Origin of the sequence: Pseudorhodoferax aquiterrae, assembly GCF_014652235.1 — a bacterium.
Lineage (GTDB): Bacteria > Pseudomonadota > Gammaproteobacteria > Burkholderiales > Burkholderiaceae_C > Pseudorhodoferax > Pseudorhodoferax aquiterrae.
Map to the genome: position 1 here is coordinate 15,439 of NZ_BMYK01000042.1, position 14,972 is coordinate 30,410.

General features: G+C 71.2%; 15 protein-coding genes. 12 read left to right on the forward strand and 3 right to left on the reverse strand.

The window, feature by feature from the left end:
• Positions 1-134: 134 nt before the first annotated feature.
• The 3 genes from IE209_RS31375 to IE209_RS31385 all read right to left on the reverse strand — a co-directional run bounded on the left by IE209_RS31375 (position 135) and on the right by IE209_RS31385 (position 3,199).
• Positions 135-1,094 (reverse strand): Bug family tripartite tricarboxylate transporter substrate binding protein, encoded by a 960-nt coding sequence (locus tag IE209_RS31375; protein ID WP_189690788.1) that lies wholly within the window; start codon positions 1,092-1,094, stop codon positions 135-137.
• 2 nt (positions 1,095-1,096) lie between these two features.
• A complete protein-coding gene (locus IE209_RS31380; protein WP_189690789.1) occupies positions 1,097-2,155 on the reverse strand; it encodes a beta-keto acid cleavage family enzyme in 1,059 nt (352 codons plus the stop codon).
• Positions 2,156-2,353: 198 nt separating this feature from the next.
• Positions 2,354-3,199 (reverse strand): TauD/TfdA dioxygenase family protein, encoded by an 846-nt coding sequence (locus tag IE209_RS31385; RefSeq protein WP_189690790.1) that lies wholly within the window; start codon positions 3,197-3,199, stop codon positions 2,354-2,356.
• Between the two features lie 123 nt (positions 3,200-3,322).
• Here IE209_RS31385 and IE209_RS31390 point away from each other — a divergent pair, with 123 nt between their 5' ends.
• The 12 genes from IE209_RS31390 to IE209_RS31445 all read left to right on the forward strand — a co-directional run.
• Complete coding sequence (locus tag IE209_RS31390) at positions 3,323-4,366, forward strand: AraC family transcriptional regulator (RefSeq protein ID WP_189690791.1); 1,044 nt, start codon at positions 3,323-3,325, stop codon at positions 4,364-4,366.
• A 138-nt stretch (positions 4,367-4,504) separates the two neighbouring features.
• The gene (locus IE209_RS31395) at positions 4,505-5,458 is read left to right on the forward strand and encodes a CysB family HTH-type transcriptional regulator (RefSeq protein WP_189690792.1); all 954 of its coding nucleotides are present in this window, start codon (positions 4,505-4,507) and stop codon (positions 5,456-5,458) included.
• A 103-nt stretch (positions 5,459-5,561) separates the two neighbouring features.
• Positions 5,562-5,972, forward strand: a complete 411-nt coding sequence (locus tag IE209_RS31400; RefSeq protein WP_189690793.1) for a hypothetical protein — start codon at positions 5,562-5,564, stop codon at positions 5,970-5,972.
• A 149-nt stretch (positions 5,973-6,121) separates the two neighbouring features.
• Positions 6,122-7,096, forward strand: coding sequence for a sigma 54-interacting transcriptional regulator (locus IE209_RS31405; protein ID WP_189690794.1), 975 nt, complete (start codon positions 6,122-6,124; stop codon positions 7,094-7,096).
• Between the two features lie 207 nt (positions 7,097-7,303).
• On the forward strand, positions 7,304-7,519 hold the full coding sequence (locus tag IE209_RS31410; protein WP_189690795.1) for a hypothetical protein: 216 nt from the start codon (positions 7,304-7,306) through the stop codon (positions 7,517-7,519).
• A 19-nt stretch (positions 7,520-7,538) separates the two neighbouring features.
• Positions 7,539-8,138, forward strand: coding sequence for a Pvc16 family protein (locus IE209_RS31415; protein WP_189690796.1), 600 nt, complete (start codon positions 7,539-7,541; stop codon positions 8,136-8,138).
• Positions 8,139-8,211: 73 nt separating this feature from the next.
• On the forward strand, positions 8,212-9,015 hold the full coding sequence (locus tag IE209_RS31420; RefSeq protein WP_189690797.1) for a hypothetical protein: 804 nt from the start codon (positions 8,212-8,214) through the stop codon (positions 9,013-9,015).
• A 41-nt stretch (positions 9,016-9,056) separates the two neighbouring features.
• The gene (locus IE209_RS31425; RefSeq protein ID WP_189690798.1) at positions 9,057-10,829 is read left to right on the forward strand and encodes a phage tail sheath subtilisin-like domain-containing protein; all 1,773 of its coding nucleotides are present in this window, start codon (positions 9,057-9,059) and stop codon (positions 10,827-10,829) included.
• A gap of 10 nt (positions 10,830-10,839) precedes the next feature.
• Positions 10,840-11,283 carry a phage tail protein gene (locus tag IE209_RS31430; RefSeq protein WP_145552505.1) on the forward strand — a complete coding sequence of 148 codons (444 nt, stop codon included), beginning with the start codon at positions 10,840-10,842 and terminating at the stop codon, positions 11,281-11,283.
• 725 nt (positions 11,284-12,008) lie between these two features.
• Positions 12,009-13,586, forward strand: coding sequence for a phage tail protein (locus tag IE209_RS31435; RefSeq protein WP_189690799.1), 1,578 nt, complete (start codon positions 12,009-12,011; stop codon positions 13,584-13,586).
• Entirely contained in the window at positions 13,583-14,065 is a 483-nt protein-coding gene (locus tag IE209_RS31440; protein WP_189690800.1) for a phage tail protein, read from the forward strand. The genes IE209_RS31435 and IE209_RS31440 overlap by 4 nt, the downstream gene beginning before the upstream one ends.
• A partial coding sequence (locus tag IE209_RS31445; RefSeq protein ID WP_229883152.1) for a CIS tube protein occupies positions 14,065-14,972 on the forward strand: 908 nt, incomplete at its 3' end. The genes IE209_RS31440 and IE209_RS31445, both read left to right, overlap by 1 nt.

Genomic DNA, 14,972 nt, shown 5'->3' on the forward strand with positions numbered 1-14,972 from the left:
GTCGAGAGGCCGCGCGGAGCAGGCCATGCGCGTGCACCCGCGGCGCCGGCTCTGCCGGACCGCCGGGTGCGCCCCCTTGAGGGGGGATGGGATTTCTACACGAAGTGAGAAATCCAAACGGGAGTGGTTTCATCTCAGTTCAGCTTGATGCCGAAGGCCTTGACGATCGCGCCGTTGCGCTCGTACTCCAGCCGCACGTCTTCTTCAGCCTGCTGCAGCGAACGCGGCTCCGCGATCGGCTCGAAGCCGGTGCTGGCATAGCGCGCCCGCACGGCCGGCACGGCGTTGATTTTTGTCAGCGCCGCGTGGACCTTCTCCAGCACCGCGGCGGGCGTCTGCGCCGAGGCGAACACGCCGGCCCAGTTGCTGAAGTTCAGCTCCGGGTAGCCGAGTTCGGCCATGGTGGGCACGTCGGGGTACTCGGGCATGCGGCTCTTGTAGGCCACGGCCAGCAGCTTGACCTTGCCCGCCGCGATCAGCGGCTTGGAGGTGACCGAGCCGTCGAACATCAGCGGGATCTGGTTGCCCATCACCTGGGCCAGCGCCGGGGCCGAGCCGGGGAAGGGCACGTGCTCCATGTCCAGGCCGGCCTTCTGGTTCAGGATCGCGCTGGCGTACTGCGAGCTCGTACCCGGGCTGTAGGAGGCCACCGAGACCTTGCCCGGGTTGGCCTTGACATAGGCGATGGCTTCCCTGGCGTCCTTCGCCGGGAACTGTGGGGAGGCAATGAACAGCATGGCCGAGCGCGCCATCTCCGCGATCGGCTTGACGTCCTTGAGCGGGTCGAAGCCGCTCTTGAGCACATGCGGCGCCTCGGTCAGCACGTTGGTCACGCTGACCAGCAGCACGCTGCCGTCGGCGGGCTGCGAGAGCATGTACTTGACCGCCACGGCCCCGCCCGCGCCGGGCCGGTTCTCGACAATGACGGGCTGCCTGATCTCCAGCGCCAGCTGGTCGCTGATGATGCGCGCGAAGACGTCGATCGTGCCGCCCGGCGGCGCGGGCACGATGAGCTTGACGGGCTTGTCGGTGGCCTGGGCCGCGCCCGCGCACAGCGCGGCGGCCAGGGCCAGCATGGCGGTGCGGCGGCGCATGATCAGGCCACCTTGCGCAGGAAGCCCTGCTGGCGCCCCGGCGCATTGGGCGCGAAGCCGTTGGCCGCCAGCGTCTCCTCCACCGTCTCGTAGAACTGGCCGATGCGGCACAGCGCGCGCGCCTGCTGCGCCGTGGCGATGGGCCGGCCCAGCTCGCCCGCGATGCGCACCAGCTGCGCGATCTGCGCGGCCGTGCCGATCTTGGCCGTGCGCTGCTGGTTCCAGAGGTTGTCCTCGGTGCCGCAGCGCACGTGCAGGCCCATGGCGATGCCCATCATGTTCACGGGCAGCACGTTGAGCACCGAGCTTTCCACCGTGAGCATGGCGCCGTCGGGCACGCCGCGCACGAAGTTGGCCAGCGTGTAGATGTTGGGCGAGTCCATGCCGCCGCCGATGGCCACCCAGTTCAGCACCAGCGGGCCCTTGTAGATGCCGCGGCGCATCAGCCGCTCCACCGACTCCAGGCTGTTCTGGTTGTAGCACTGGAAGGCGCTCTGGATGCCCGCGGCCGAGAGCCGGCGGATGTGCTCCTCGGCCCAGCCGGGCTGGGCCGGCACCGTCATCTCCTTGTAGGCGTTGAACACGGCCGGGTCCTGCAGCGAGATGCCCTGCACGTCGCGCGCGTCGAACTGCTCCAGGAAGTTCATCTGCGAGGTGTTGACCGTGACCGTGACCTGGTCGGGCTTGGGGTCAAGCTCGGCCAGCATGTGGCGCGTGTCGTCGCTGAGCCACTTGGCGGCGGCGCCGTCGCTCTCGGGCGCGAACGAGATCGAGCCGCCGACCTGGATGATCATCTCGGGCACGCGCGCACGCACACCGGCGATGAGCTCGTTGAACTTGGACAGGCGCTTGCTGCCCTTGCCGTCCAGCTCGCGCACATGCAGGTGCAGCACCGTGGCGCCGGCGTTGTAGCAGTCCACCGCGAGCTGGATCTGCTGCTCCATGGTCACCGCGATCTCGCCCGGGAAGTCTTCCGGCACGTAAGACGGCGCGTAGGGCGCGGCGGTGATGACCAGCGGGGGCATGTTCTCGGGGAACAGGTGGCCGTCGAGGAAGTTCATGGCGTGTCTCCTTTCAGTGGTTCATGGCGCCGAAGCGCCGTCCGCAGAGCACGAGGCCGGCCCGCAGGCCGCTGGTCGGGTGGCCGCGGAGCAGGCCATGCCAGTGCACCCGCGGAACGGGCTTTGCCCGGCCGCTGGGTGCGCCCCTTGAGGGGTATTGGATGGCTACACGCAGTGCGCCAGCCAGACGGGGTGGTCTCATGTCGGGGTGCCGACGATGCCGGCGCGTTCCATCTTGCGGTGGCAGGGCGGGTAGTCCATCACGGCGTAGTGCTGCGTGGCGCGGTTGTCCCAGATCGCCACGTCGTCGGGCTGCCAGCGCCAGCGCACCTGGTACTCGGGGATGGCGGCCTGGGCCACCAGGTACTGCAGCAGGTCGGCCGCGCCGCGCGTGAAGTCCTGGCCCACGCGCACGTTGGCCGGCGTGTGGAAGTTCGTGAAATGGGTCGTGAAGCCGTTGACGAACAGAACCTTCTCGCCGGTCTCCGGATGCGTGCGCACCACGGGGTGCTCGGCATCGGGGTACTGCGCCCGCAGCGCGAGCCGCTTCTCGATGGGCATGGCCGCGCCGAAGCTGGCCTCGATGCTGTGGCGCGCCCGCAGCGGTGCGATCAGGTCCTTGGTGTGCTGCGGCAAGCGCTCGTAGGCCAGCGCCATGTTGGCCCACATGGTGTCGCCGCCCACGGGCGGGCATTCGACGCAGCGCAGCACGCAGCCCATGGCGGGCGCCTCGCGCCAGGTGCCGTCGCAGTGCCAGGAGTTCTCGTACCGGTCGTTGGGCTGCTCGGGCGTCTTGTAGATGCGCACCAGGCCGGGGTGCTCGGGGTCGCTGCCGGCCACGGGGTGGTCCTCCAGCGCGCCGAACCGGCGCGCGAAGGCCACGTGCTCGGCGCGCGTGATGCGCTGGCGGCGCAGGAACAGCACCTTGTGCTGCAGCAAGGCGGCGCGGATATCCGCGAACAGCGCGTCGTCGCGCGCCGCGTCGGCCAGGTCCACGCCGGTGATTTCCGCGCCGATGGCGCAGCTGAGGGGCTCGATGCGCAAGCTTGTCTCCTGCTGTCGTTCTGCGGTCTCCACTGTAGGCAGGCCGGCTCCAGCGTGCTGTGCATTCCGTGCCACGGCCTGTGCATTTGGTGCCAGAATCCGCGCCACCACGAAGGAGACACGATGGGCACTCTGGCGCGGGCCGCGGCCCTGACGCACTTCGCCGAGGTCATGCGGCAGCTCGGCGGCGACCCCGACAAGGCGCTGCGCCAGGCCGGGCTGCGGCCGGCCCAGCTGCGCGAGCAGGACCAGCTCATCGACGGCACCGTCGCCGCCCAGTTGCTGGAGGATGCGGCCGCCAGCACCGGCTGCGAGAGCTTCGGCCTGCGCATGGCGCAGTCGCGCCAGCCGTCCAACTTCGGCATGGTGAGCCTGCTGCTGCTGCACCAGCCCAGCCTGCGCCATGTGCTGGCCACGCTGATCGAGCACCTGCACCTGGTCAACGAATCGCTGGTGATCGCGATGGAGGATGCCGGCGACGTGGTGCTGCTGCGCCAGGACTTCGTCGCGCCGCGGCCCATGCGCCAATCCCTGGAGTTGGCGGTAGGCGTGCTCTACCGCATGTGCGAGACGCTGCTGCACGACCGCTGGCAGCCGCAGAGCGTGCGCTTTTGCCATGCAGCGCCGCGCGACGCCAGCGTGCACAAACGCATGTTCCGTTGCCGCGTGGACTTCGACGCGGAGTTCAACGGCATCGTCTGCCGCGCGGCCGACCTGGACGTGCCCAACCCGCTGGCCGACCCTGTGTTGGTGCGCTACGCCAAGAAGATGGTGGACGCAGCGCCCGTGGGCCGCGCCACCAGCACAGGCCAGCAGGTGCGCAAGGCCATCTACCTGACGCTGCCGGCGGGCAACGCCACCTGTGCCCGCGTGGCCCAGGGACTGGGGCGCAGCCTGCGCACGCTGCAGCGCGAGTTGGACGACGAGGGCCTGAGCTTCACCGCGCTGCTGGCCGAGGTGCGCTCCGAACTCGCGCAACGCTATGTGGCCAACCCGCGCTACGGCATCGGCCAGATCTCGGCCATGCTGGGCTACGGCAGCCACAGCGCCTTCACGCGCTGGTTCACGGCGCGCTTCGGCTGTGCGCCCGAGGCCTGGCGCGCGGCGCATATGCAAACACGCGAATCTTCGTTGGCCGCTGCGGCGCGCCGGCCTAGAGTGCGCTGACCGGTTTGCTCCCTCGGAAGGGGATTCGGGCCCCATGCCAGCCGGCATGGGGCCTTTTTTTCCAGCGATGTTTTGGCGATATAGAACCTACGAATCAATCGTTGGAGATTTGTGTGTCGCCCCGAACAATGCGGCACGATGAACTTCCAGCAATTGCGATCCGTGCGCGAAACCGTGCGCTGCGGCTTCAACCTCACCGAAGTGGCCCACACCCTGCACACCTCGCAGCCCGGCGTGAGCCGGCAGATCCGCGAGCTGGAGGAGGAGCTGGGCATCGACCTCTTCGTGCGCGCCGGCAAGCGGCTCACGGGGCTGACCGAGCCCGGCGCCCACGTGCTGCCCATCATCGAAAACATCCTGCAGGGCAGCCACAACCTGCGCACCGCGGGCCAGGAGTTCGTGGCGCAGCAAAGCGGCTCGCTGTCCATCGCGGCCACGCACACCCAGGCCCGCTATGCGCTGCCCACGGCGGTGCAGGAGTTCCGGCTGCAGTTCCCCAACGTCAAGCTGCACCTGCACCAGGGCTCGCCACGCCAGGTGGCCGAGATGCTGCTGTCGGGCGAAGCCGACATCGGCATCGCGACCGAGGCGCTGGCCCAGTACGCCGACCTCGTGGCCCTGCCCTGCTACCGCTGGACCCACTCCATCATCGTGCCGCCCAACCACCCGCTGCTGGACGGCCCGCTGAGCCTGGAGAAGCTGGCGCGCTACCCGCTCATCACCTACGGTGCGGGCTTCACGGGCCGCGGCCACATCGACCAGGCCTTCGCCAGGCAGCGCATCGAGCCGCGCATCGTGTTGAGCGCGATGGACGCCGACGTGATCAAGACCTATGTGGAGCTGGGCATGGGCGTGGGCATCGTGGCCTCGATCGCGTTCGAGGCCGAGCGCGACACGCAGCTGCGCGCCATCGATGCCGGAGCGCTGTTCGGCATCAACCTGACCAAGCTCGCGCTGCGCCGCGGCAGCTACCTGCGCGCCTACGTCTACGCGCTGATCGAGTCCTTCGCGCCGACGCTGCAGCGCAGCGTGGTCGACCAGGCCATGCTGGCCGACAAGGACCGCGCCACGGCCGAGGGCTACGAAATCTGACACGGCGTAGTCGCCGGCCCACGTCGGCTCGCGTGGCCAGCCGACTGCGCCGCTGCACGGCCCTGTTTACGCTCGTGCCATCCCAACGATCAAGGATTGCACCATGACCTCTACCCGCAAGCTCGGACTGATTGCCGCCACCACCATCGCCCTGGCTGGCCTGCTGCCTGCGGCGCAGGCCCAGGACACCACGCGCGAGCAGCGCATGGACCAGGCCCTGCAGAACTACCGCAACGCCAACGGGGCCACGTCCTCCGCCGACACGCAGACCCCGGCCTACCGCAGCGCCGATCCGCGCAATCCGCAGCCCGGCCCGGCCGCACGCGCGGAACAGAACATCAAGGAAGGTGCGCACAACGCCGGCAACGCGATCAAGCGCGGCGCACATCGCACGGGCGAAGCCATCAAGCATGGCGCCCAGCGCACCGGCGAAGCCGTGGGCACCGGCATGGAACGCAGCGGCGACGCGATCCGTCGCGGCGGCGAGAAGCTCAAGGACAAGAGCGCCAGCTGAGGCACCGGCTGCTCGGCCGGTGGGTGACTGGAGTCATCCACCATCCAGCCGAAAAAGGCCCCGCCAGCGCGCGCGCGGCGGGGCCGCCGGCTTGCCCGCCAGGGGCCGGCAGCGCTAGGCTTGCGGATCGCCCACCACGGGGGAGCCCCATGCAGCCAGCCAGCCTTGCCGCGCCGCGCCTGATCGGTCGTTCGCCCGCCTTCCTGCAGGCCTTGCAGCTGATCGAGCGCATGGCCCGCTTCGACGCGCCGGTGTTGATCCGGGGCGAGACCGGCACCGGCAAGGAACTGGCGGCACGCGCCATCCACTACCGCTCCGCGCGCCAGCACGGGCCCTTCGTGCCCGTCAACTGCGGCGCCCTGCCCGAAACGCTGATCGAGACCGAGCTGTTCGGCTGCGAACGCGGCGCCTTCACCGACGCGCGCCAGGCCCGCACCGGCCTGGTGGCCGCGGCCGAAGGCGGTACGCTGTTCCTGGACGAGCTCGACGCGCTGCCGCTGCGCGCCCAGGTCGCGCTGCTGCGCTTCCTGCAGGACCAGCGCTACCGCCCGGTCGGCGGCGCGCGCGAATGCAGCGGCAACGTGCGCATCCTGGCCGCTGCCAGTCCGCGCCTGGACGCGCTGCTGGACGGCCACCACTTCCGCGACGACCTGGTGTTCCGGCTCAACGTGCTGCTGCTGGAACTGCCGCCGCTGCGCGAACGCCCGGGCGACGCCCAATTGCTGGCCGAACACTTCCTGGCCGAGCACCAGCGCCGCCACGCGCTGGCGCCACGCCGGCTGACCGCCGCCAGCCTGGACTGGATGGCCTGCCATGCCTGGCCCGGCAACGTGCGCGAGCTCGACAACCGGGTGCAGCGCGCGCTGATGTTGTCCGATGGCGACACACTGGAGCTGTCGCCGCAGCCGGCGCGCACACGCGTGACCGTGGTCACACCGGCCAGCGTGGCCCCTGGCGCGCTGCGCAGTTTCCACGATGCGCGCGAAGAGTCGCTGCTGCAGTTCGAGCGCGACTACCTGCAGGCCCTGATGGCGCAGACCCAGGGCAACGTGACCCACGCCGCCCGTCTGGCCGGCAAGGAACGGCGCGCGCTGGGCAAGCTGCTCAAGAAGCACGGCCTGTAGCCACCGGGTGCGGCGCGGACCCGGCGGGTCTGCAGCACCGGGTCGCCGGCGACCCATCTGCGCGGTGCGCACGGCACAAAACCCCATCGGATCAAGCACTTGGCTGCGGCCTTCGGGCTGGCACGGCATTCGCAATGCCATGGCCCAGACGGACTGGGGGTGTGATTGCACGATCCGGCGGAACCAGCGTGGCAGCAGGCGCAGCAGGTGATCCTGGATTACCTGGCGCGCCATCCGTTCGCGGCCGATTCCGAGGAGGGCATCGCGCAATGGTGGCTGGGCACGGCCGGGCTGCTGGTCACGGCGCAGGAGCTGCAGCAGGCGCTGTCCGCCCTGCTGCAGCAAGGCCGGATCGAGCGGGTGCCGTTGCCGGGCCACGGCGCGATCTACCGTGCAGCACGCCCCCCGTCCGGAACGCATTGAAAGGCATGACGCGGCGACCATGGCCAACATCCAGGCGATCCACTCGGTGGGGCAGTCCCTCGTGACCTACCTGCGCAACACCTACCCGGCCGAGGTGGCGGGCCAGGCCATGCCCGCGTGCGACTTCGTGCTGCTGTCCTCGGGCGAGCTGGCCGGGCCGCAGGACGATGCCACGCGGCTCACGCTGTACTGCTACCGCCTGACCGTCAACGAGCACCTGCGCCAGGCCCGGCCCGACCGCATGTCGCCCGAGCAGCAGCCGCCGCTGGGCCTGGACCTGCACCTGCTGCTGACGGCCTGGGCCGGCAACCCGCAGGACGAGCTGCTGCCCATGGCCTGGGCCATGCGCCAGCTCTACCAGCACCCCATCCTGGACGCCTCGGCGCTGTCGCCCGAGTCCGGCTGGGCGCCGGACGAGGTGGTGCAGATCATCCCGTCCGAACTCAGCACCGAGGACATGATGCGCATCTGGGATGCGCTGGAGCCGCCCTACCGGCTGTCGGTCTCCTACATCGCGCGCCGCGTGCGGCTGGACCCGGACCGGCTGCTCGACGCCGCGCCCGTGGTCGCCACGCGCTTCGTCCACGGCACGGCCGTGCCCGCGGGAGTGCACCCGTGAGCGCAGCGCCGGGCCGCCCCAAGCAAGCTCGCTCCCGCTCGGCGGGACGGGCCGCAGGCCGAAGGGTGCACAAATGACCGCGCTGCTGCTGCGCGAGCTGGAGCGCGTGGAAACACGCGTGCTGGGCGCCGTGCGCTGCATCGATGCCGTCACGCGCGCGCAGATCGACACGCCGCTGCAGCTGCAGCTGGCCGGCGGCACGCTGCGGCGCAACCGCAGCGGCCTGTACGTGGTCGTGGGCGCCGATGCGCTGGCCGCGCACGCGGCCGCCTTCGCGCTGCCGCCCGCGGCCCCCGCGCCCGGCAGCGTCGAGCTGGCGCTCAGCGTGCAGGACCCGCTGGGCCGCTACCTGCCGCGCCGCGCAGTGCTGAGGCTGCCGCGCGACCCCGTGGCCGGCCAGCCCGACGACCTGTTCACGCCGGTGGAGCTGGCGCTCTACCCCGCCGCCGCAGCGCCCACGGGGGCCAACTGGTCGCTGCTGCGTGCCAGCCTGCATGCGCAGCCCGGCGGCGATGCGCTGGGCGGCGCGCTGCTGCTGGTGCGCGCCGACGGCCGCGTGCTCGCGCGCGGCCTGTCGGACTGGCGCGGCGAAGCGCTGGTGCCGGTGCCCGGCGTGCCCGTCACGACCTGGTCGGACGACCCCGATGCCATGGTCGTCAGCGAACTGGCGGCCGAGCTGCAATGGGTGTTCGATCCGGCCGCCGGCCTGCGCACCCCGCTGGCTTCGGTCCAGGCCGGCCGCGCGCCGGCCGCGCTGCCGCTGGTCGATCCCGAGCGCCTCGAAGCCCGCGCCGCCACGCTGCCCAACGCGACCCAGGCCGTGGCGCTCGCGGCCGGCCGCACCCTGTCCCTGTCCCTCGTGCTCGCCGTGCCATGACCACCGAGTGCGTTTTCCGCCTGCATGAAAGGAGTTAGGCCATGCCCGAATACCTGGCACCCGGCGTCTATGTGGAAGAAACCAGCTTCCGCGCCAAATCCATCGAGGGCGTGGGCACCAGCACCACGGCCTTCGTCGGACCCACACGGCGCGGACCGGTGACGGGCGTGCCCGAACTCGTCACCAGCCTGACCGACTTCGAGCACATCTATGGCGCTCTGGAGAACCTGGGCCTGGCCGATCTGACCGACGCCACGCGCAACCTCAACTACGTCGCCCATGCCGTGCGCGCCTACTTCGACAACGGCGGCTCGCGGCTGTACGTGGTACGCACCGTCAACGGCGCGCAGAACGCGGCGGGCGCGCTGCTGACCGGCGCCGATGCCGACGCCAGCGTGGTGGTGCGCGCGCGCTTTCCAGGCGCGGCCGGCAACGGCCGCGTGCTGTTCCGCGTGGCCCAGCGCCCGGCGACGCTGCGCACCATGGCCACCGCGCCGGCCGGCAGCCTGCTGGCCATCACGGTGGACGACGCCGAGACGCTGTACCAGGGCAGCGGCGCCACCTGGGCTGAAGCGGACGCCACAGCGCTCGACCTCACGGGCCTGGGCCCGGCCGACGTGCCCGGCGGCGACGGCGCCAGCGCCACCCTGCTGACGCTGGCGCTGGACGTCATCGATGCCGACGGCGGTGCCCAGACCTGGGAAGACCTGGGCCTGGCGCGCGCCCATCCGCGCTGGCTGGGCACGGTGCTGGCACAGACCCCCGGCAGCCGGGCCGAGGCGCTCACCAACCTGGTCATGGCCGAGGTCGGCGCCGAGGTGGACGCCTTCGAGCTGCTGGCCGCCGTGCGCGCCCTGCCCGCGGTGGCCGGCGATACCGAGGGCCGCCGCCTGCTCACCCTGACCGGCGGCAGCGACGGCAACGCGCCCACGCTGGGCGCCGAGACCACCGAAGGCAGCTACGCCGCCGCGCTGGCCGTGCTCTCGGGCCTGGAAGACGTGTCCATCGTCGCAGCGCCCGGCAGCAGCGCCTATGCCGAAGGCCCGGCCGTGCAGAACGCGCTGATCGCGCATGCCGAGCGCCGCCGCGCCTACCGCATCGCCGTGCTCGACTGCGCGCCGCGCCAGACACCCGGCGACATGCGCACCGCGCGTGGCCGCGTCGATTCGCGCCATGCCGCGCTCTACTACCCCTGGGTGGTGGTGGCCAACCCGCTGGCCCGGCCCGGCCACGACGACATCCCGCGCGAGATCGAGCTGCCGCCCTCGGGCTTCGTGACCGGCATCTACGCGCGCAACGACGTGCAGCGCGGCGTGCACAAGGCGCCGGCCAACGAGGTCGTGACGGGTGCGCTGCGCTTCGAGCTCGACATCAACTTCGCGCAGCAGGAACTGCTCAACCCGCTGGGCGTGAACTGCCTGCGCTACCTCTCCGGGCGCGGCTACCGGGTCTGGGGCGCGCGGCTGGTGTCCAGCGATCCGGAATGGAAGTACGTGTCCGACCGGCGCTACTTCAACTACCTGGAGTCCTCGATCGACCGCGGCACGCAATGGGCCGTGTTCGAGCCCAACGGCGAGCGCCTGTGGGCCAACGTGCGCCAGACCATCGCCGACTTCCTCTACAACGAGTGGCGCAATGGCGCGCTGCTGGGCAGCACGGCCGAGCAGGCCTTCTTCGTGCGTTGCGACCGCAGCGTCATGACCCAGAACGACCTGGACAACGGCCGCCTGGTCTGCCTGATCGGCGTGGCCATCCTCAAGCCGGCCGAGTTCGTGATCTTCCGCATCGGCCAGATGACGGCCGATGCGGCCTGAGGAGCGCACCATGGCGAATCGCACCACCCCCTACGGCGCCTTCAACTTCATCGTCAACTTCGACGGCGGCGAGGTCTTCGGCGGCTTCTCCGATGTTTCGGGCATCGGCACCGAGCTCACGGTGGCCGAGTACCGCTTCGGCAACGACAAGGAAAACCATGTGCGCAAGGTCGCCGGCGTGCACAAGGTGTCCGACGTCACGCTCAAGCGCGGCATCCTCAATTCCAAGACCCTGTTCGACTGGATCGGCAGCGCGCGCACGCAGGGCCCGGCGGCCCAGCGCAGCGTGACCATCACGCTGCTCGACGAGGCGCAAAAGCCCGTGCAGTCCTGGGTGCTGCGCGGCGTGATCCCGATGAAGTACACGGGGCCCACGCTGGCCGGCAAGGGTGGCGGCGATGTGGCGATGGAAGAAGTCGTGCTGTCCGCCGAAGCGCTCGAGTACAGCGCCTGAGAAGACGATGGCATCCCCCCGAGCCACCAGCCCAGGCCGAGCGCAGCGAAGGCCCGAGCCCCAGGCCGAGCGCAGCGATGGCCCGTGTGGGACTTCCCCCTGTGCCCCTGCCGAGGAGCGCAGTGCCATGGGCTGCGCGGGGAACCTCGCGCTTCAACATCTGACTCATTGCGCTTGTTCGAATGCAGTGAACGAAGTGAACAGCATGAGTTGCGCAATGCAGCCCATGGCGCGAGCACCGCAGGTTGCCCGGAGCGCTAGCGGAGGGACAGGGGGACCGGGGTCGCCTTCTTTTGCCTACTTTTCTTGGCGAGACAAGAAAAGTAGGTCGGGGTGTGGGGGAGAAGCCCCCACCTCCTCATTGCGATCAGACGTAGTGTTTCCTGCTGGCACCAGAGGCCGGGATATGCGCCCGGCAGCGCAGTCACTTTCTTTCGTTTCGCCGAAAGAAAGTAACCAAAGAAAGGGCGACCCCGGTGCCCACGACCCTCCGCTGGCGCTCCGGGCAACCTGCGGTGCTCGCGGCCTGGGCGCATTGCACAACTCGCACCGTTCACTGCGTTCACTCAGCTCGAACAAGTGCAATGAGTCAGATGTTGAAGCGCGAGGTTCCCCGCGCCGCCCAGACCACTGCGCTCCTCGGCGTGGGCACAGGGGCCCCGGGTGCGGGGACCGATTCGGGTCATCGCTGCGCTCGGCCACAGCACGGACACCAGGAAACTGACATGGGCCTGGTCTTCGAACCTGTCGCCTCCAGCGCGCCCGCCGACCTCTACCGCTCGGACGTCGCCTGCTTCGTCGGCTTCGTCGGCCGGCGCGCCGGCCGGCCGCTGCCCGACGCGCTGCGCGCGCAGCTGGATGCGGGTGGCTGGGTCCGCGGCCCCTGGGCGCGCCCCTCGACCCAGATCGAAGACCTGCTGGACCTGCCGCTGGCGCTGGACAGCTGGCACCTGTTCGACCGCTTCTACGACTGGGACCGGCGCGCCGTGGACCCGGCCGGCACACGCCGCTGCGCCAGCTACCTGGGTGCGGCCGTGCGCAGCTTCTTTGCGCGCGGCGGCAGGCGCGCCATCGTCGTGCGCGTGGGCGATCCCTGGCCCGTGCAGCAGGACAACGCCACGCGCACAGCCCAGCGCGCCGCGCGCCTGGCACGGCTGCTGCCTGCGGCCGCGCCCTTTGCGCCGCACGAGCCCGCCAGCTGGCGCGGCCTGCAACACCTCTACGGCCTGCCGCAGGCCAGCCTGGTGCTGCTGCCCGACCTGCCCGACCTGTGCGCTGGCCTGCCACCACCGCCCGAGACCGCGCGCGCGCTCGCGCCACCGCCCGAGGGCTTCGCGCCATGCGACGTGGAGGAAGCGCCGGAGCCCGACACGGCCTTGCAGCGCGTGCCCGCGCCGCGCCTGGACGCCGCCGGCTACCAGCAATGGCGCGAGGCGCTGAACCGCGTGCGCGGCTTCCTGGCCCGCCACCGGCGCAGCGCCACCCTGCTGGCCGCGCTGCCGCTGCCCGAGGCCGGTACGCGCAGCGTTGCCGGCGTGCACGCGCAGGCCGACTTTCTGAACTACCTGGAACAGGCCGGCGTGCTGGCCGACGGCATGGCAGAAGACACCGCCCAGGGCCGCCCCGCCGAGGCGCTGTCGCAACTGGCCTGGCCCTGGCTGCGCACGCGCGCCGCGGCCGGCGACCTGCCGCAGGGCCTGGAGCCGGCCGACGGCGTGCTGGCCGGCCTCGTCGCCCAGGGCGCGGTCACGCTGGGCACCCACCGCGCAGTGGCCGGCGACCGCTCGCTGGCGCTGCTGCGCGACGTCGGCGGCGCAGAGCCGGTGCCGGCCTGGGGCCTGGCGCCCGACAGCCCGTCCGCCCTGCTGGCCCGGCGCGTGTGCCTGTTCGCGCAGCAGTCCGAGGGCTGGGCCCTGCAGTCCGACGTGAGCGCCTCGGCGCTGGAGCCCTGGCGCTTCGGCGGCGCCAGCCGCCTGCTCGGCACGCTGCTGCAGGCCGCGCAGCGCGCCGGCGACACGGCGGTCTTCGAACCCAACGGCCCGGCGCTCTGGGCGCGCCTGCGCGGCACGTTGGAGGAACTGCTGGCCGGCTTCTGGCAGGCCGGCGCCTTTGGCGGGGCCACGCGCGCGCAGGCCTTCTCGGTGCGCTGCGACCGCAGCACCATGACCCAGGCCGATCTGGACGCCGGCCGCCTCGTCGCCGTGCTGCAGGTGCGCCCGGCCATGGCCATCGAACGGATCACCGTGGTGCTCAAGCTCGGCCACGCAGCCAGCGTCGATGCACTGGCGGAGGAATCCCCATGAGCACCGACACCGCCTTCATCGGCCTGCACGTGTTCCGCTTCGCGGTCACGTTCAAGCGCGCGGGCAGCGGCGGCGGCGGTGCGGTCGAGGTCTGCAGCGGTGCCTTCGCCGAATGCACGGGCCTGGAGGCGACCATGGAGCCCAAGCTGATCCGCGCCGGCGGCGCCAACTACGGTGCCACCCAGCGCGCCGGCCAGGTCAGCTTCGCCACCGTGGTGCTCAAGCGCGGCATGACGCGCTCGCGCGACCTGTTCCGCTGGTTCCAGCTGGTGGGAGGCGGCGCCTACGCCTACCGACTGTCGGCCGAGATCGTGGTGCAGGACAGCGCCGGCCACCCGGCCCTGACCTGGGGCCTGGACCGCTGCCTTCCGGTCAAGTTCAAGGCCGCAGACCTCAACGCCAAGGGCACCGAGGTCGGCATCGAGGAACTGCACCTCGCGCACGAAGGCCTGCGCCTGTACGACGAAGGAGCGGCGTGATGGCCTGGCTGCCCGACGCCCCCACCGTGGCCAGCGCCACCTTCAAGGTGCTGGACGGCCCGGGCGCGGGCGGCGCGCCCTTCGTGCTGCAGTTCAACCCGGCCTCGCTCGAATACACCGTCAGCAACGAGTTCGACGACCGCAACGGCAACAACGGCGCGCGCCAGTTCGTCAAGAAAAGCAGCGGCAAGCTCAGCATGACGCTGGTGTTCGACACCACCGAAACCGGCGTCTCGGTGCGCGATGTCACGGCCCACATCAGCGGCCTCCTGGAGCCGGCGAAGGACGGCAGCAAGAAGTTCGCACCCAAGGTCGAGTTCGGCTGGGGCAGCTACCGCTTTCGCGGCGTGGTCGAGCAGTTCAAGGAGACGCTGGACTTCTTTTCGGCCGAAGGCGTGCCGCTGCGCTCGTCCATCGCACTCACGCTGGCCAGCCAGGAGGTCGAGTTCCAGAGCAACAGGAGCCCCGCCCCGCCGGTGGACCGCAGCCTGCCGGCCGATCCGGTGCGCGCCGCGCCGGGTGCCGGCGCCGCCAGCGTGGCCAACGCGCTGGGCGACCCACGCGCCGCGCGCGCCATCGCCAGCGCCAATGCCTCGGCCAGCCTGCGCTTCGGCGCCGAAGCGGGGCTGTCGGTGGGCGGCAGCGTGACGCTGTCGGCCGCGGCGGATTTCTCGGCCGGTGCCGGTGCGGGCCTGTCGATCGGTGCGGGCGCCGGCGTCGGCATCGGCGCCAGCGCGGGTGCCGGCCTCAGCGTCGGCGCCGCGCTGACGGCCACGGCCGGGCCGGCCTTCGCGGGCCTGTCCATCGCGCCGCCCAGCGTGTCGGTCGACCTGGGCGCCGCGCGCGCCAGCCTGCTGCCGGCGCCGCCCGTGGCCGGCGCCGCCTTCGGCCCCGGCGGCCGGGCCGT